Genomic DNA, 18,912 nt, shown 5'->3' with positions numbered 1-18,912 from the left:
GTCCTGGGGGGGATCAATGATCACATTCGTCGATTGCTGCCTGCGTGTCCTCAGTGGAGCGCGAACCGCTTCCTGACATGGCAGAGACGATGATCATCAATCGTTTCGGCGCGATCTCGGCGGTACACGGCGGACGTCCGGCACTTCTCGGTGAGACCCACGAGGTCACCTACACCGAGCTGGCCGGGGCGGCCGGCGGGCACGCTGCCGTGTTCGCCGCCGCGGGCCTGCGTGCCGGAGACCGGATCGCGCTGCTCACCGCGCACGGTGCACCCACCGTGGCGGCGCTGCTCGGCGCCCTCGCGGCCGGCTGCGCGTACGTGCCGCTGGACCCGGGCTTCCCGGTCGCGCGGCTGCGCCACATGGTCGACGCCGCCGGCGTCACCGCCGTGGCCTGCGCCGCCGAGCACCGCGACCTGGCGTCCACCCTGGCCGGTGACCGCCCGGTCGTGCCGCTGGACGAGGTGCCGCCGGCCCCGCTGCGCCCGGTCACGGCCGACCCGGACGCGCCGGCGTACGTGCTGTTCACCTCCGGCTCCACCGGCGTGCCCAAGGCGGTCGCGCAGACCCACCGCAACCTGGCCCACGTCGTCGACAACCAGATCGCCGCGCTCGCGATCGGCCCGGACGACCGGCTCAGCCTGCTCGCGTCGTTCAGCTTCGACGCAGCCATCCCCGACCTCTACCCGGCGCTGCTCACCGGCGCCGCCGTCGTCCCGGTCGACCTGCGCCGCCAGGGACTGGCGTACGCCGTCGAGCAGCTCGACCGGCACCGCGCCACGGTGCTGCACTGCACGCCCACCGTCTACCGCTTCCTGCTCGACACGCTCGGCGCGCGCCGGCTGCCCACAGTGCGGGCGGTCCTGCTCGGCGGCGAGCAGGCCACCTGGGCCGACGCGGCGCGCGGCCGGGATCGGTTCGGTCCCGAGTGCGTGCTCGTCAACGGCTACGGCGCCACCGAGATGACGTTCGCCGCCCGGCACGTGCTGCGGCTGTCCGAGGTGGACCCGGAGGCCCGCGGCCCGCTGCCGGTGGGCACCGCGTTCCCCGGCTACCGGCTGGACCTCGCCCCGGACACCGGCGAGATCGTGGTCCGCAGCCGCCACCTCGCCCCCGGCTACCTCAACCAGGACAGCGACCGGTTCGGCGTCGACGCCGACGGGCTGCGGTCGTACCGCACCGGTGACCTGGGCCGGCTGCTGCCCGGCGGGGAACTGGTCTGCCTCGGCCGGCTCGACCGGCAGGTCAAGGTGCGCGGGCACCGGGTCGAACTGACCGAGATCGAGGCGGTGCTGTCGGCCCAGCCCGGCGTGGCCGGCGTCCGCGCCGTCGTCCGCGACGGCGAACTGCTCGCGTACGCCCGCCCGGCCGGCACCCGCCCGGACCCGGCGGCGCTGCGCGCGGCGCTGACCGCCGCGCTGCCCGGCTACGCCGTGCCCCGCGCGGTGGTGGTGGTCGACGAGTTCCCGCTCACCGTCACCGGCAAGGTCGACGAGCGGGCGCTGCCCGGCCCGGTGATCGAGGTGCCCGCCGGGGAGGCACCGGCCACCGACACCGAGCGCGCGGTGCACGACATCTGGTGCGCGGTGCTGGGCCGCGCCGCCGTCGCCCGCACCGCCAGCTTCTTCGACGTGGGCGGGCAGTCGCTGCTGCTGGGCCAGGTGCAGCAGCGTCTCGCCGAGCGGTTCGGCGTCCGCCTGCCGATGCTGCGCCTGTTCGACCACCCGACCATCGCCACCCAGGCGGCGCTGCTGGACGCCCCGCCCGAGGCGGTCCGCGCCCCGGTGCTGCCCGCACCCGCCGCGCCGGTCCGCGCCGCCCGCGAGTACACCGGCGACGAGATCGCCGTGGTCGGCGTCGCCGGGCGGTTCCCCGGCGCACCCGACGTGGCCACGTTCTGGTGGAACCTGTGCACCGGCGTCGACTCCGTGCACGACCACACCGACGAGGAGCTGGCCGCGCTCGGCGTCGGCCCCGGCCTGCGCGCCGACCCCCGGCACGTCCGCGCCACCGGCCGGCTCGACGGGGTGGCCGACTTCGACGCCGAGTTCTTCGGCTTCGGCGCCGACGAGGCCGCCCGGACCGACCCGCAGCACCGGCTGTTCCTGGAGACCGCCTGGGAGGCGCTGGAGGACGCCGGGCACGACCCGGCGCGCTTCCCCGGGCTGGTCGGCGTCTACGCCGCCACCTCGGCCAACCGCTACTTCCTGTTCCACCTCATGGACAACCCGGCAGTGGTCGGCGACGTCAACCCGGACGACTGGGAGGCCCGGCTCGTCGGCCGCCAGTTCACCGACCACCTGCCCGGGCAGGTGGCCTACCGGCTCGGCCTGACCGGCCCGGCGATGGCCGTGCAGAGCGCCTGCTCCAGCTCGCTGGTCGCGGTGTGCGTGGCCGCGCAGAGCCTCGCCGACTACCAGTGCGACCTGGCCCTGGCCGGCGGGTCCACGGTGATGTGGCCGCGGCACCGGGCGGGCGGGCTCGCGTCGCCCGACGGCCGGTGCCGCGCCTTCGACGAGGCCGCCGCCGGCTCCGGCTTCGGCTCCGGCGCGGGCGTGGTGGCGTTGCGCCGGCTCGCCGACGCGCAGGCCGACGGCGACCGCATCTACGCGATCCTGCCCGGCTGGGCGGTCACCAACGACGGCCCGGACCGGGCCGGCTTCGCCGTTCCCGGTCCGGGCGGACAGGCCGCCGCCGTCGCGGGCGCGCTCGCCACCGCCGAGGTCGCGCCCGGCGAGGTCCGCTTCGTCGAGGGCCACGGCAGCGGTACGCCGCTGGGCGACGCCATCGAGGTCGCCGCGCTGCACGAGGTGTACGCGGGCGCCGCGCCCGCCGAGTCCACGGCGCTCGGCTCGGTGAAGACGAACATCGGTCACCTCGACGCCGCCGCCGGTATCGCCGGGCTGATCAAGACGGTGCTCGCCGTCCGGCACGGGGTGATCCCGCCGAACCTGCACTTCACCCGCCCGCATCCGGAGATCGACCTGACCGCCGGGCCGTTCTACGTGCCCACCAAGGCGCGGGACTGGCCGGACGACGGGCGCCGGGTCGCCGGGGTGAGCGCGTTCGGCCTGGGCGGCACCAACGCGCACGTCGTGGTGGAACAGCCGCCGCCCGCCGAGCCGGCCGACCCGCCGGGCGAGGGACCGTGGCTGCTGCCGGTCTCCGCGCGTACCCCGGCGGCGCTGCGGGCCGCGCTCGCCCGCCTGCGCGGCCACCTCGCCGGCGCCGCCCCGGCACTGTCCGACGTGGCCGCCACGCTGGCGCTGGGCCGGCGCGCGTTCGCCCACCGGGCGGCTGTCGTCGCCGCCGACCTGCCGGCCGCGCTGTCCGCGCTGGACGTGCTGCTGGACACCGACGCCCGGATCGCCGGTGACGGCGGCCCGCTGCGCGAGACGGCTGCCGAGTGGGTCGCCGGGCACGACGTCGACTGGCACGCGCTGCACCCCGAGGGCACGGTGCGGCGCACCGGACTGCCCACCTACCCGTTCCAGCGCCGCCGGCACTGGATCGACCCCGTGCAGAAAGGTTCGCGGTGAACTGGTTCGTCTCCGCCGGAAGCCGACCCGAGGCGCCGGTGCGGTTGTTCTGCCTTCCCTACGCCGGCGCGGGCGCCAGCGCGTTCCGGCGCTGGGCGGCCGAGTTCGGCGCGAGCGTCGACGTGGTGCCGGTACAACTGCCCGGCCGGGAGAACCGGATCACCGAGGACCCGCACTTCGGCGTCGCCGACGTGGCCGAGGCCATCGCCTCCCGCGCCGACCGCCCGTACGCGATCTACGGCCACTCGATGGGCGGACGGCTCGGCTTCGACGTGGTCCGCGAGCTGCGCCGCACCGGCCGTCCGCTGCCGCTGCGGCTCTACGTCGGCGGCGCCCGCGCCCCGCACGTCACCACGCCCGGCCCGTTCGACGGGCTGTCCCGGGCCACCGACGAGGAGCTACTGCGCCGCCTCGGCGACGGCGGCGGCCTCCCCGCCGAGCTGCTCGACCACCCCGAGCTGGTGGAGCTGCTGCTCCCGCTGCTGCACGCCGACTTCGGCCGGGTCGACGCCTACCGCTACGTGCCGGGCGAGCCGCTGCCGGTGCCGATCGTCGTGTTCGCCGGCCGCGCCGACCGCGCGGTCACCCGGGACCAGAGCACCGCCTGGGCCGAGCACACCGCGGCCGGGTTCACCCTGCACGAGCTGGACGGCGGGCACTTCTTCCTGCACGACCGGCTGACCGAGCTGGCCGGGCTGATCCGGGCCGACCTGACCTCCGCGTCCACCGACACCCGCGCCGGCACGCCGGACGCGGGTCCGGACCCGGTGCGCGCCGCCGGTCGCGGGACCGCCGGCGCCGCGCACCGGGTCCCCCTCGGCGACACAGGCTGGTCGGTGTGGCGCGACGCGGTGCTGCGGACCACCGGGTTCCCCGCCGACGGGCTGGAGCTGTTCACCGCGCCCCGGGCCGCCGCGGCGGCCGACGAGCTGCTGGCCACCGGTGCCGGCGAGGACCGGTTCGCCAAGGAGTTCGACGAGGCGCTGCGCACCGGCGCGCAGCGGTTCAGCGAGCTGGCCGCCGACCCGCTGCTGCGCGAGGCGGTCACCTGGCAGAACCGGGGCGCGCTGGTCGCGTTCGACGGTCTGGTCCGTGGGGGCGCCGACGCGGCCCGCAACGTCCGCCGCCGGGACCGGGAGCGGGCGCTGCTGAAGTACTGGCAGCGCTACTGCGGCAAGAACGAGACCGTCGGCTTCTTCGGCCCCAGCTGCTGGCTCACAGTGGATCCCGCGCAACCGGAGGTTGCCCAGGTCAACCCTGGCGAGAGTCTGACCCGGCGGCGCTGGGTGTGGTTCGAGTCGTGGGCGCTGACCGCGTACGCCGAACGGATCGGCGCGGACCTGGCCGTACGCCGGTGGTGGCCGCCGATGCTGCGGGCCCACCTGGCCGTCCGGGGCCGCGACGTGCTGCGGCCCGGCCGCCCGCCGCTGACGCTGACCCCGGTGGAGGCCGCCCTGCTGCGCGCGGCCGACGGCCGGCGGGCCGCCGCCGACCTCGTCGCCGACCCGGCGATCGGGCTGCGCCGCCCGGAGGACGGCTACGCGCTGCTCGACCGGCTGGTCGAGCGGGAACTGGTCACCTGGGACGCGGCCCTGCCGGTGAGCCCGGACGCCGAGCGGGTGCTGGCCGAACGGATCGACGCGATCGGCGACGAGCCGGCCCGCGCCGCCGCGCGCGCCGGGTTCGACCGGCTGCGGACCGCCCGCGACGCGGTTGCCGCGTCGGCCGGCGACGCGGACCGGCTGCGGACCGCCCTGGACGCCCTCGACGCCACGTTCACCGAGCTGACCGGCGTGCCCGCGGTACGCCGGGCCGGGCAGATGTACGCGGGCCGCACGCTCTGCTACGAGGACAGCGCGCGGGACCTGGACGTGGTGTTCGGCGCGCCGCTGCTCACCGAGCTGGCCGCCCCGCTGGACGTGCTGCTGCGCGCCGCCCGGTGGCTCGCCAACGCGCTCGCCCGCGCCTACCTCGACGTGCTGCGCGGCCTCTACGAGGAACTGCGCGCCGAGTCCGGTGCCCCGGTGCCGCTGGCCGACCTGTGGTTCCTGGCCCAGGGCATGTTCTGGGGCGACGGGGAACGACCGGTCGACGCGGTCGCGGCGGACTTCGCGGCCCGCTGGGCCGGGCTGTTCGGCCTGGACACGCTGCCCGCCGGCACCACCGACGTACGGCTGCGCGCCGCCGACCTCACCGACCGGATCGACGCGGTGTTCCCCGGCACCGGCCCGGAGTGGTCCAACGCCGCCATGCACAGCCCCGACCTGCAGATCTGCGCGACCGACGCGGACGCGCTGCGGCGCGGCGACTACACGGTGGTGCTCGGCGAGCTGCACGCCGCCTGGTCGTCGTTCGACTGCGCGGTGTTCACGCCGTCGCACCCGGACGTGGAGCGGCTGCGCGACGCGCTCGCCGCGGACCTCGGTCAGCGGCGGGTCCGGCTGCTGTTCCCGGCGGACTGGCCGCGGCGGACCAGCCGTACCGCCGAGTCGCTGACCGGACCGACCGACAGGCACCTGGCGTTCCTCGACGCGCCGGGCGCCGACCCGGCCCGCGTGCTGCCCACCGTCGACCTGGTCGTCGACGAGGTGGACGGCGACCTGGTCGCCACCGCCTCGGACGGGCAGCGCTGGCCGCTCGTCGAGATCTTCGCCGAGCCGCTCAGCGCGCACGCCGTGGACGGGTTCAAGCTGGTCGCCGCCGCGCCGTACACGCCCCGGATCACCGTGGACCGGCTGGTGCTGGCCCGGCAGACGTGGCGTACCACAGTGGGCGAGAGCGGCCTGGCCCTGCCGAACGGCGAACGGGACCGGTTCCTCTCCGTCCGGGAGTGGCGCCGCCGCCTCGGCCTGCCCGAGCAGGTGTACGTCAAGTTCGGCACCGAGACCAAACCCTGCTTCGTGGACCTGTCCGCGCCGGCGTTCGCCACCACGCTCTGCGCGATGGTGCGCGCCGCCCGGGTCGACGGCGGCGACGACGTGTCGTTCACGGTCAGCGAGATGCTGCCCGCGCCGGAGCAGGCGTGGGTGCCCGACGGGCAGGGCCGCCGCTACTTCAGCGAGCTGCGCCTGCACATCACCGACGCCCGGCGGGAGGACAACCGGTGAGCCACCTGCTGCCCCTGGGCGACACCGGCTGGTCGGTGTGGCGGGACGTGGTCCTGCGTACAGCCGGTTTCCCGGCCGCCGGGCTGAACCGGTTCGCGGCGCCGGCCTGCGCCGCCGCCGCGGACGCGCTGCTCGCCGGCGACATCGGCCCCGAGGTGTTCGGCGAGGCGCTGGCCGAGGCGTTCGCCGCGTCCTCCGGCGTGGCCGGTGAACTGGCCGCCGACCCGCTGCTGCGCGAGGCGGTGACCTGGCAGAACCCGGACATGCTGATCGCGCTGGACGGGCTGCTGCGCACCGACCCGCAGGTCCGCAACGTCCGCCGCCGCAAGCGCGAGCTGAGCCTGCTGCGCTACTGGCAGCGCTACTGCGGCAAGGCCGAGACCATCGGCTTCTTCGGCCCGGTCTGCTGGGGCACGTTCGACGCCACCCGCCCCGGCCTGCACGCCGCGCCCGGTGACGCGCTGGTGCACCGGCGGCGGGTGTACTTCGAGGCGTGGGCGCTCATCGCGTACGCCGACCGGCTCGCCGACGACCTCGCGGTGCGCCGCTGGTGGGCGCCCGCCCTGCAACCGCACCTGACCGTCGCCGGGCGGGAGCTGCGGGTGCCGCTGCACCCGCCGGTCGCGCTGACCCCGGTCGAGGCGGTGCTGCTCGGCGCCTGCGACGGGCGGACCCCGGCGCTGGAGCTGGCGCACCGGCTCCGCGACGCCGGTGAGGTGCACCGACCCGACGACGTCTACCTGCTGCTGGACCGCTGGGTCGAGCGCGGCCGGCTCAGCTGGGGCGCCAACCTGCCGATCGCGCCCGACGCCGAGCGGGTGCTCGCCGCGCGGATCGCCGCGATCGGCGACGAGCCGGTCCGCGCCGCGACGGCGGCCGAGTTCGGCCGGCTGTGCGCCGCCCGAAACGCGGTGGCCGCCGCGGCCGGTGACCCGGACCGGCTCGGCGCCGCGCTCGCCGCGCTCAACGCCGAGTTCACCGCCGTCACCGGGCGCCCGGCCACCCGGCACAGCGGCCAGATGTACGCCGCCCGCACCGTCTGCTACGAGGAGACCGCCCGCGACCTGGAGTTCCGGATCGGTTCGGCGGTGCTCGACGCGCTTGCCGAGCCCCTCGCCGTGGTGCTGCGTACCGCCCGGTGGTTCACCGGCGAGGTGGCCGCCCGCTGCGGCGACCTCTTCACCGAGCTGCACGAGGAACTGGCCGCCGACGGCCCGGTGCGGCTGGCCGACCTGTGGCTGCTGGCCCAGGGCACGCTCATCGCCCCGGACGGCCCGATCGGCCGGGCCGGCGCCACGCTCACCGCACGCTGGGCCGAGCTGTTCGGCCTGGCCGACCTGCCCGAGGGCCAGGCCGAGCTGCGGCTGCGCGCGGCGGACCTGACCGAGCGGGCCCGGGAGCTGTTCCCGGCGACCCGGCCCGGCTGGCCGTCGGCCCGGCTGCACAACCCGGACGTGCAACTGTGCGCCGACTCGCCGGAGGCAGTCGAGCGCGGCGACTTCCTGCTGGTGCTCGGCGAGCTGCACCCCGCCTCGGTCGCCTTCGACAGCGCGGTGCTCAGCCCGTTCCACCCGGACCCGGCCGCGTTGCGCGCCGACCTCGACACCGACCTGGGCCCGGTCCGGCTGCGGGTGCTGTGGCCGGACAGCTTCCCCCGCCGCACCACCCGCACCACGTACGCGCTGACCGGCCCGGCGGACCGTCAGCTCGGCATCGACACCGCGCACGGCGCCGACGTGGACCGCCTGGTCCCGGCCACCGCAGTGGTGGTCGAGCGCACCGGCGACCAGCTCACCGCAGTCTTCCCCGACGGCGCCCGCTGGCCGCTGATGGAGGTCTTCGCCACGCTGCTCGGCTCGCTGCTGCTCGACGCGTTCAAGCTGCTCGGCGCCGCCGCGTACACGCCCCGCATCACCATCGACCGGCTGGTCGTGGCGCGGCGCACCTGGCGCACCACGGCCGGGGCGTGCGGGCTGGGCGGCCACTCCGACGAGTCCGCCCGCTACCTGGCGGTACGCCGCTGGCGCGCCGAGACCGGCCTGCCCGAGCGGGTCTTCGTCAAGGTCGGCACCGAGATCAAACCCTGCTACGTGGACCTGACCGGGCCGCTGTACGCGCAGTCGCTGTGCGCCATGGTCGACGCCGCGCTGCGTACCGGGCCGGACGTGCCGGTGGTGGTCTCCGAACTGCTGCCCGCGCCCACCGAGGCCTGGGTGCCCGACGCCCGGGGCCGCGGCTACGTCAGCGAACTCCGCCTCCAGATCACCGACCCGGCCGAACCCCTTGGAGCACTCCGGTGACCGACACCCTGACCGTCAGCGCCGTCCACGGCCCGGATCTGCCCTGGCCGGACGCCACCCTCGCGGACCTGATCACCGAGCAGGCCGCCCGCACGCCGGACGCGGTGGCGGTGCGCCAGTGGGACACCCGCCTCACCTACCGGCAGCTCGTCGACCGGGCCGCCGGGGTGGCCGCCGCGCTGCGCGGGCACGGCGTCGGCCGGGGCGACCGGGTCGGCGTGTGCGGCGCGCGTACCCCCGACCTGGTGGCCACAGTGGTCGGCGTGCTGCTGTCCGGCGCCGCGTACGTGCCGCTGGAGCCGGGCGGCCCCCGGGCGCGGCTGCGCGGCATCGCCCGCGACGCGGGCGTACGGGTGGTGGTCGGCGACGCGGCAGCGGCCGAGTTCGGCGACGAACCCGGCGTGACGACGCTCGGACCGCCCGGCCCGGCCCCGCTCGCGCCTTGCCCGGCCCGCCCCGGCGACCCGGCGTACGTGCTGTTCACCTCCGGCTCCACCGGCCGCCCGAAGGGCGTGCTGAACACCCACCGCAATCTGGTCGAGTTCGTCACCGGCGTGACCGCGCTGACCGGCGCCGACGCCTCGGTGCGCAGCCTCGGCATCGCCTCGCTCGGCTTCGACGTGGTCGTCATGGACCTGTTCGTGCCGCTGACGCTCGGCGGGTCGGTGCAGCTGCTCGGCGCCGAGGACCGGGCCGACCCGGCGCGGATCGCCCGGTTCGCCGCCGCGCACGAGGTGACCTGGGGCTTCATCACCCCCACCGTGCTGTCGCTGCTGGACCCGGCCGGGTTTCCGTCGTGGCGGGTGCTGATCTGCGGCGGCGAGGCGGTCCCGGCCGAGCTGGTCGCCCGCTGGTCGCCCGGCCGGCGCTTCGTCAACGGCTACGGCCCGACCGAGACCAGCGTCCTGGCGGTCGCCTGCGACCTCACCGACGCCGACACCGACCCGATGCCGATCGGCCGGCCGCTGCCCAACCACCGGGCGTACGTGGTCGACGCCGACCTGCGGCCGGTGCCGGCGGGCCAGACCGGCGAGCTGCTCATCGGCGGGCCGGGCCTGGCCGACGGCTACCTCAACCGGCCCGGCCTGACCGCCGAGCGGTTCGTGCCCGACCCGTTCGGCGACGTGCCCGGCGAACGGCTCTACCGCACCGGCGACCTGGTCCGGCAGGGCCCGGACGGCCGGATCGTCTACCTCGGCCGCGCCGACCGGCAGGTCAAGGTGCGCGGCCAGCGCATCGAGCTGGGCGAGGTCGAGGCCGTGCTCGCCGCCTGCCCGGGCGTCGAGCGGGTCGCGGTGGAGGCGATACTCGGCCCGGCCGGCGCCGAGCTGGTCGCGTTCCTCACCCCGGCCGGCGCGCCCGGCGACGACGAGCTGCGGGCGTACGCGGCGACGCGGCTGACCACCGCGATGCTGCCGGCCCGGACGGTGCGGCTGGACGCGCTGCCGGTCAGCGCGACCACCGGCAAGCTCGACCGGCCGGCGCTGCGCGAGCTGGCCGCGACCGCCCCGGCCGCCGTGGCCGACGCGTCCGCCGACGACGACCCGGTGACGGCGGCGGTCCGGCGGATCTGGACCCGGCTGCTCGGCGCGGCGCCCGCCGCGGACAGCGACTTCCTCGCCGCCGGAGGCAACTCCATCGCCGCGATGCGGCTGGTCGCGGCGCTGCGCGCGGAGCTGGGCCGGCAGGTGGACGCGCGGGTGCTGTTCGCCGACCGCACGTTCGCCGCGTTCGTGGACCGGGTCCGCGCCGCCGACCCCGCCGACGCCGACGAGCTGACCACCGGCAACCCGCCGACGCTGTCCCCGCCGCAGCGACGGCTGTGGTTCATGGACCAGCTCGCCCCGTCCAGCGCGCCGTACAACATCGCCGTCGCGCACCGGCTGCGCGGGCCGCTGGACGTCACCGCGCTCGGCGCCGCGCTGCGGGCCGTCGCCGAACGGCACGACGTGCTGCGCTGGCGCATCCCGCAGAACGGCGGCGTGCCGTACGCGGTCCGCGAGGAACCCACCGACGTGGCGGTTCCGGTGGTCGACCTGACCGGTACCGCCGACCCGGACGGTGACCTGGCCGGGATGCTCGCGGCCGGGGCCGGGCACGCGTTCGACCTGGCCACCGGGCCGCCCTGGCAGGTGACCGTGTACCGGCTCGCCGCGCAGGAGCACGTGCTCGCGGTGACAGTGCACCACGCGGTGTTCGACGGCTGGTCGGAGGCGCTGCTCTACGACGAGCTGGCGCTCGCGTACGCCCGCGCGCTCGGCCGGTCCGTGCCCGGCCGCCCGCCGCTGCCCGCCACGTACGCCGACTACGCGGTGTGGCGCGCCGACCGGGACCGGCGCCGGGGCGAGACCGACCTGGCGTGGTGGACCGCGCACCTGGCCGGCGCGCCCACCGTGCTGGACCTGCCCCGCGACCGTCCCCGCCCGGCCGTGCAGACGTACGCCGGCGCGGAGGCCGCGGTACGGCTGGACGAGACCGCCGACCGGGCCGTACGCGACCTGGCCACCCGGCGCGGCACCACAGTCGCGGCGGTGCTGCTGGCCGCGTTCGGCGAGCTGCTGCGCCGGCTCACCGGCAGCGACGAGCACGTGCTCGGCGCGATCGTCGCCGACCGGCGGCTGGCCGCGTTCGACGAGGTGATCGGGTTCTTCATCGACACCGTGCCGGTGCGGGTCCGCTCCGGCGGCGCGAGCTTCGCCGAGCAGGTCGACCGGGCCGCCGCCGAACTGCACGAGGTCACCGCCCACCCGGGCGCGCCGCTGGAACGCGTCGTCGAGGCGCTCGGCGTGGGCCGGGGCACCTCCCGCGCCCCGCTGGTGCAGGTGCTGTTCAACGTGCTCAACTTCGTCACGCCCCGGCTGACGCTGACCGGCCTGGCCGTCGAGCCGGTGCCGGTGCCCAAGCCCGGGTCGCCGTTCGACCTGACCGTCTACGTGGTGGAACGCGACGGTCGGGCCGGCGTCGAGGTGGTGCACAACCCGGACCTCTTCGAGGCCGAGCGGATCGAAGCGCTCCTGGCCGACCTGGCCGCCCTGGTCGGCGCGCTCGCCGCCGACCCGGACGCGCCGGCCGCCGAGGTCGCGCCGGAGCTGCCCCGCCCGGCGGTACGCGTCGCGGCGCTCGGCGCGATGAGCGTCGCCACGGCCGACCCGGCCCGCGCGCCGCTGCTCGCCGGGTCGGACGCGCTCACCGCGACCGAGGAGCTGATCGCCGGGATCTGGCGGGACGTGCTCGGCCGCGACGCGGTGGGCGTCAGCGACAACTTCTTCGACATCGGCGGCCACTCGATGGCCCTGGCCGCCGTGCACGCCCGGCTCACCGAGGCCACCGGCCGCTCGATCACCATGCTCGACCTGTTCCGCCACCCGACCGTGCGGGCGCTCGCCGCCAGCCTCGACGGGGCCGCCGACCGGCCGGAACTGGCCCGCGCCGCGATGCGCGCCGCCGCCCGGCGCGGCCGCGCCCGCCGTACCCCGCCACCTCGCCGACCTCACCCGTGACGCGATCCCCTTGTGAATGAAGGAAACCCCATGCAGAACGACATTCCCGCCGATGACGGCGTCGAGCCCATCGCCATCGTCGGGCTCGCCGCCCGCCTGCCCGGCGCGGCCGACGTCGACGAGTTCTGGCGCAACCTGGTCGACGGCGTGGAGTCGACGACCGAGCTGACCCGCGAGGAGCAGATCGCCCGCGGCGCCCAGCCGCAGGAGGTCGACGACCCGGGCTGGGTCAACCGCGCCCCGCTGGTGGACGGCTACGACGAGTTCGACGCCGGCCTGTTCGGGATGACCGCCCGCGAGGTCGAGATCACCGACCCGCAGCACCGGCTGTTCCTGGAGAGCTGCTACACCGCGTTGCAGGACGCCGGCTACGACCCGGGCCGCTACGACGGCGCGGTGGGCGTGTACGCCGGCACCGGCGGCAACACGTACCTGTACCGCAACGTGATGCGCAACAAGCGGGTCGGCGGCAACCCGCACGGCGCGGTCTCGCTGGCCACCGGGAACTCGCCGAACTACGTGGCCACGAACGTGTCGTACCGGCTGGACCTGCGCGGCCCCAGCATGACCGTGCACACCGCCTGCTCGACGTCGCTGGTCGCGTTCCACCTGGCCTGCGAGGCGCTGCGCAACGGCGAGTGCGACATGGCCCTGGCCGGCGGCGTCAACATCGAACTGCCGCACGTCGGCTACCTCGGCATGGACGGCTTCACCTCGCCGGACGGGCGGTGCCGCCCGTTCGACGCCGGAGCGAACGGCACGGTGTGGGGCAGCGGCGTCGGCGTGACGCTGCTCAAGCGGCTCTCCGACGCGATCGCCGACGGCGACACCATCCGCGCGGTCGTGCTCGGCAACGCCATCAACAACGACGGCGCCGGGAAGGTCGGCTTCACCGCACCCAGCATCGACGGGCAGATGGAGGCCGTCGCCCAGGCCGTCGAGCTGGCCGGCGTCGACCCGCGCAGCATCAGCTACGTCGAGGCGCACGGCACCGGCACCGCGCTCGGCGACCCGATCGAGATCGCCGCGCTGTCCGCCGTCTACACCAAGGACACCGACGAGCGCGGCTGGTGCGGCATCGGCTCGGTGAAGTCGAACATCGGCCACCTCAGCCAGCCCTCCGGCATCGTCAGCGTGATCAAGACGGTGCTGGCGATGGAACACGGGCTGATCCCGCCGACCATCAACTACGAGACGCCGAACCCGGCCATCGACTTCGCCGACACCCCGTTCTACGTGGCGAACACGCTGACCAAGTGGGACACCGACGGCGGCCCGCGCCGCGCCGGCGTCAGCTCCTTCGGCATCGGCGGCACCAACGCGCACGTGGTGCTCGAGGAGGCGCCGGCCGCCGAGAGGCCGGCGCCCCCCGTCCGCCCGGCGCACCTGCTCCAGGTGTCCGCGAAGACCCCGACCGCGCTGGACACCGCCGTGCGGCGGCTCGCCGACCACCTGGGCAGCGGCAGCGACGTGGCGCTCGCCGACGTGGCACACACGCTGCGGACCGGCCGCCAGGTGTACGCCCACCGCGCCGCGGTGGTCGCCGGTGACCCGGCGTCGGCAGTCGCCGCGCTGCGGGAACGGCGTAAGGGCCACCGGGGTGTCGCCGACGGGCCGGCGCCCCGGGTGGCGTTCCTGTTCAGCGGCCAGGGCTCGCAGTACGCCGGAATGGGCGCCGAGCTGTACGCGCAGGACAGCGCGTACGCCGCCGCCGTGGACGAGTGCGCCGAACTGCTCCGCCCCGAACTGGGCCTGGACATCCGCGACCTGATCCTGGGCCGCGACCCGGAGGCGGCGGACAAACTCACCGAGACCCGCTGGACCCAGCCCGCCCTGTTCACCGTCGAGTACGCGCTCGCCGTCGCCTGGCGGGCCGCCGGGGTCACCCCGGCCGCGATGATCGGCCACTCCGTCGGCGAGTACGTCGCCGCCACGCTCGCCGGGGTGCTCGACCTCGCCGACGCGCTGCGCGTGGTGGCCGCCCGGGGCCGGCTCATGCACTCCCTGCCCGCCGGTTCGATGCTGGCCGTCACGCTCGACGAGTCGGCGGTGGCCGGCAAGCTGCCCGAGGGCCTGTCGGTGGCGACGGTCAACGGCCCCGGCACCTGCGTGGTCGCCGGTGAGACGGCGCTGGTGGAGGAGTTCGCGGCGAGCCTCGGCGGCAAGAACAAGTCGAAGCTGCTGCGCACCTCGCACGCGTTCCACTCGCCGATGATGGACCCGATCCTGGACGAGTTCACCGCGCTGATGGCCACGGTGCCGCTGCGCGCCCCGGCGGTGCCGTTCGTGTCCAACGTGACGGGCACCTGGATCACCGAGGCGCAGGCCACCGACCCGGCGTACTGGGCCGCGCACCTGCGCCGCCCGGTCCGCTTCGGCGCGTGCGTGGCCACGCTGCTCGCCGAGGGCACCTGGGCGCTCGTCGAGTGCGGCCCCGGCCGGCAGCTGGCCAACCTGGCCCGGATGCAGGTCGCCAAGGCCGGCGAGGCGCAGCGCGCGCTGACCCCGCTGGGCAGCCTGCCCGGCCCCGGCGAGCAGACCGGTGACCTGGCCGCGCTGCTCGGCACGGCCGGCGCGCTCTGGTGCGCCGGGGTGCCGGTGAACCTCCCGGCCGACCCGCACGCGCGGCGGGTGCCGCTGCCCACGTACCCGTTCGAGCGGCGCCGCTACTGGATCGACCCCGACCCGGAGCAGGAGCTGGCCGCGGCGCCCGTCGAGACCGGCCCCCGCCCGCTGCCGGAGTGGTTCGCGGTGCCGGTGTGGCGGCAGGCCGCCCCGGCCCGCGCCGCCGAGCCGCTGGGCCGCTGCCTGGTGCTGGCCGACGGCCCGCGCGGCGAGGCGCTCGTGGCCGCGTTGCGCGCCGCCGGCGACGACCCGGTCGAGGTACGCGCCGGCGCGGCGTTCACCGCCACCGCGAGCGGCTTCCGGCTGCGCCCAGGCGTACGCGCCGACGCGGAGGAACTGGTCGCCGCGCTCGGCGCCGACCTGCCCCGGCGGATCGTGTACGCGTTCGCGCTCGACGGCGAGCCGGCCGGCACCGACGCGGCGGCCGCGTGGGCGGCGCAGGAGCGCGGCTTCTTCGGCGCGCTGCACCTGGTGCAGGCCCTCGCCGGGGCCGGTGTCACGGCCGACGAGGCGGGCGTACGCCTGGACCTGGTCACCGCCGGCATCGGCGACGTACGCGGCGACGACCTGACCCGTCCCGAGCACGCCACGCTGGCCGGCCTGGCCCGGGTGCTCCCGGCGGAGCTGCCCGGCCTGACCGTGCGGCTGCTCGACAGCGACCCGGCCGCGCGCGGCGTCGCCGCCCTGGTGGCCGAGCTGCGCAGCCCGGTCGACGCGGAGCACCCGGAGGTGGCGCTGCGCGGCGACCGCCGCTGGCTCGGCGGCTACGAGCAGGTGAGCGTGGCCGCCGAGGACGAGCCGGGTGTGCTGCGCGAGGAGGGCCGCTACCTGATCACCGGTGGTCTCGGCGGCATCGGTGTCACCCTCGCCGAGGACTTCGCTCGCCGGGCCCGCGCCAAGCTGGTGCTGCTGGCCCGTTCCGGGCTGCCCGAGCGGGACGGGTGGGACGCGCACCTGGCGGTGCACGGCGGCGCCGACCGGGCCGGGCGGGCCATCGCGGCGATCCGCCGCATGGAGGCGGCCGGCGCCGAGGTGCTGGTGCTCGCCGCCGACGTCACCGACCCCGACGACCTGCGCCGGGTCCGCGAGGAGGCGGAGCGCCGGTTCGGCGGGCTGGACGGGATCGTGCACGCGGCCGGTCTGCCCGGCGGCGGCATGGCCGAGGTGAAGGAGCGCGACGAGGCGCGGGGCGTGCTGGCCCCGAAGCTGGCCGGCACCCTGGCGCTGGCCCGGGTCTTCGGCGACCTGCCGCTGGACTTCGTGGTGCTCTGCTCCTCGATCACCGCGGTGATCGGCGGGTTCGGTCAGGTCGACTACTGCGCCGCGAACAACTTCCTGGACGCGTTCGCGCGCTCCGGCACCGGGTTCCGCGCGCCGGTGGTGTCGCAGAACTGGGGCGGCTGGGCCGAGGTCGGCATGGCGGTGGAGACCGCCGCGCCGGCCGCGTTCCGGGCCGCCGGGCGGGACACCGTGACCACGGCGGTCGCCCACCCGGTGCTCACCACGATGGTCGCCGGCCCGGACGGCACGGTGCTGCACGGCCTGGTCTCGGCGGACACCCACTGGCTGCTCGACGAGCACCGGATCGGCGGGGTGCCGGTGGTGCCGGGCACCGCCCACCTGGAGTCGGTGCGCGCCGCGGTGGCCGCCGCGCTGCCCGCGCCGGGACCGGACGCTGCGGTGGAGCTGCGGGACGTGGTGTTCCTGGAGCCGTTCTCGGTGCCGGACGGCACGGTGGCCCAGTACCGGGTCGAGCTGACCCCGGCCGAGGACGGCACGGACTTCACCGTCGCCAGCCTCGCCGCCGGCCAGGCGCGTACCCACGTCCGCGGCACCGCCGGGTGGACCACCGACGCGGCCCCGCCGGCCGTCGTGCCCGCGGTGGCCGGGCGGCGGGTCGACGACGACGCGTCGTTCGGCCGGGGACGCACCAGCATGCTGACGTTCGGGCCGCGCTGGGCGGCGCTGGCCGAGCACCACCTCGCCGACGGCGAGGAACTGGCCCGGGTGCAGGCACCCGCCGCCGCGCTCGGCGACCTGCCCTCCTGGGGGCTGCACCCGGCGCTGCTGGACGTGGCCACCGCGTTCGGCCGGGGCCAGGGCACCGGCACCTACCTGCCGCTGTCGTACGGCCGGATCGTGGTGCGCGGCGCGCTGCCGGCGACGTTCAACAGTCACCTGCGGCACCGGCCCGCGGCCACCGACGAGGTGGTCGCCGCCGACCTGTCGCTGCGCGACCCGGACGGGCGGGAACTGGTCGCGATCAGCGACTTCGTGCTGCGCCGGGTCGACCAGGACGCGGTCACCGGCAACCTGGCCGAACCCCCGGCGGACGCCGACACCCCGGCGCCGGTGACCGAGGACATCCGCCCGGTCGACGGCGCGGAGGCGTTCCGCCGCAGCCTCGCCGCCGGTCTCGGCGCGCAGGTGGTGATCACCACCCGTACGGTCGCCGACATCCGGCGCCGGGCCGCCCGGGTCACCACCGACAGCATCGCCGAGGACACCGACGCGCCGGCCGGCACGGCGGCGGCCACCGGTGGCGGCTCGGCGGCCCCCGGCACCGAGCTGGAGAAGACCATCGCCCAGGTGTGGCGCGACGGCCTCGGCGTCACCGACGTCGGCGTGGACGACGACTTCTTCGCCCTCGGCGGCAACTCGCTCGTGGCCGTGCAGCTCATCGCGGCCATGCGCAAGGCCACCGGCGTACGGCTGCCGATGCGCAGCCTCTTCGAGACCCCCACCGTGGCCGGCCTGGCCGCCCGGATCGAGGAGCTGCGCGCCGAGGCGCCCACCGGCGCACCGGCCGCCCCGGCGGCGATCCCGGCCATCCCGCGGTTGCCCCGCGGCTGACATCCCCCGACCCAGAACCAGGAGACACCGCACCATGAGCGAGACAACCGCGACGCTGCCGGTGGTCGTCGAGAGCGACGGCCGGGCGCTGACCGACCTGATCACGGCCCGGCGTGCCGAGCTGCGGGACACCCTCGTCGCCAACGGGGGGCTGCTGTTCCGCGGCTTCGACGTGGGCGGCGTGGACGGCTTCGACCAGGCCGTACGCGCCCTGGCCGGTGAGCCGCTGACCTACACCGAGCGTTCCTCGCCCCGGCACTCCATCAAGGGCCGGGTCTACACCTCGACCGACTACCCGCCGGACGAGGAGATCTTCCTGCACAACGAGAACTCGTACCAGGCGCGCTGGCCGCTGACGCTGTTCTTCTACTGCGTCACGCCGCCGGACACCCGGGGCGCCACGCCGCTGGCCGACGTGCGCCGGGTGTACGAGCTGATCGACCCGGCGGTCCGCGAGGAGTTCGTGCGCCGCCGGTGGATGCTGGTGCGCAACTTCCACGGCGACTTCGGCACCCGCTGGCAGGAGGTGTTCAACACCGAGAGCCGCGCCGAGGTCGAGGCGTACGCGGCGGACAACGGGATCACCGTGGAGTGGGTCGGCAAGGACGGCCTGCGGACCCGCGCGGTCCGCGACGTGGTGCACCACCGGCCCGGGTCGGACACCCCGCGCTGGTTCAACCACGCCACGTTCTTCCACCTCAGCACCCTGCCCAAGGACTACCAGGAGGGGCTGCTCGCCATGTTCGGTGCCGACGGGCTGCCGTCGAACACCTACTACGGCGACGGCGGGGAGATCCCCGCCGACGTCATGGACCACCTGCGCGCCGCCTACCGGGCGGCCACCGTCCGCTTCGACTACCAGCGCGACGACGTGCTGGTGGTGGACAACATGACCGCCGCGCACGGCCGGGAACCGTTCACCGGTCCCCGCAAGATCGCCGTCGCCATGGCCGAGCCGTACACCCCCGAGACCGCAGGAGCGAACTGA

6 protein-coding genes are annotated in these 18,912 nt (G+C 76.2%); all 6 read left to right on the top strand.

Annotated features, from left to right (window positions below):
• Window positions 1-89: 89 nt before the first annotated feature.
• From O7604_RS25925 to O7604_RS25900, 6 genes are read left to right on the top strand one after another with little or no spacing between them, the layout of a single operon-like run.
• Entirely contained in the window at window positions 90-3,539 is a 3,450-nt protein-coding gene (locus O7604_RS25925) for an AMP-binding protein (RefSeq protein WP_281578070.1), read from the top strand.
• Window positions 3,536-6,646, top strand: coding sequence for a thioesterase domain-containing protein (locus O7604_RS25920; RefSeq protein WP_281578069.1), 3,111 nt, complete (start codon window positions 3,536-3,538; stop codon window positions 6,644-6,646). The genes O7604_RS25925 and O7604_RS25920 overlap by 4 nt, the downstream gene beginning before the upstream one ends.
• Entirely contained in the window at window positions 6,643-8,946 is a 2,304-nt protein-coding gene (locus O7604_RS25915) for a lantibiotic dehydratase (protein ID WP_281578068.1), read from the top strand. Before O7604_RS25920 ends, O7604_RS25915 begins: the two co-directional genes overlap by 4 nt.
• Entirely contained in the window at window positions 8,943-12,446 is a 3,504-nt protein-coding gene (locus tag O7604_RS25910; RefSeq protein ID WP_281578067.1) for an amino acid adenylation domain-containing protein, read from the top strand. The genes O7604_RS25915 and O7604_RS25910 overlap by 4 nt, the downstream gene beginning before the upstream one ends.
• A 30-nt stretch (window positions 12,447-12,476) precedes the next feature.
• Window positions 12,477-17,924 carry a type I polyketide synthase gene (locus O7604_RS25905; RefSeq protein ID WP_281578066.1) on the top strand — a complete coding sequence of 1,816 codons (5,448 nt, stop codon included), beginning with the start codon at window positions 12,477-12,479 and terminating at the stop codon, window positions 17,922-17,924.
• A gap of 34 nt (window positions 17,925-17,958) precedes the next feature.
• Window positions 17,959-18,912 carry a TauD/TfdA family dioxygenase gene (locus O7604_RS25900; protein WP_269706601.1) on the top strand — a complete coding sequence of 318 codons (954 nt, stop codon included), beginning with the start codon at window positions 17,959-17,961 and terminating at the stop codon, window positions 18,910-18,912.

Origin of the sequence: Micromonospora sp. WMMA1947 (assembly GCF_027497355.1) — a bacterium.
Lineage (GTDB): Bacteria > Actinomycetota > Actinomycetes > Mycobacteriales > Micromonosporaceae > Micromonospora.
Note: the sequence above shows the minus strand (reverse complement) of the source record. Positions and strands in the feature narration are given on the sequence as shown.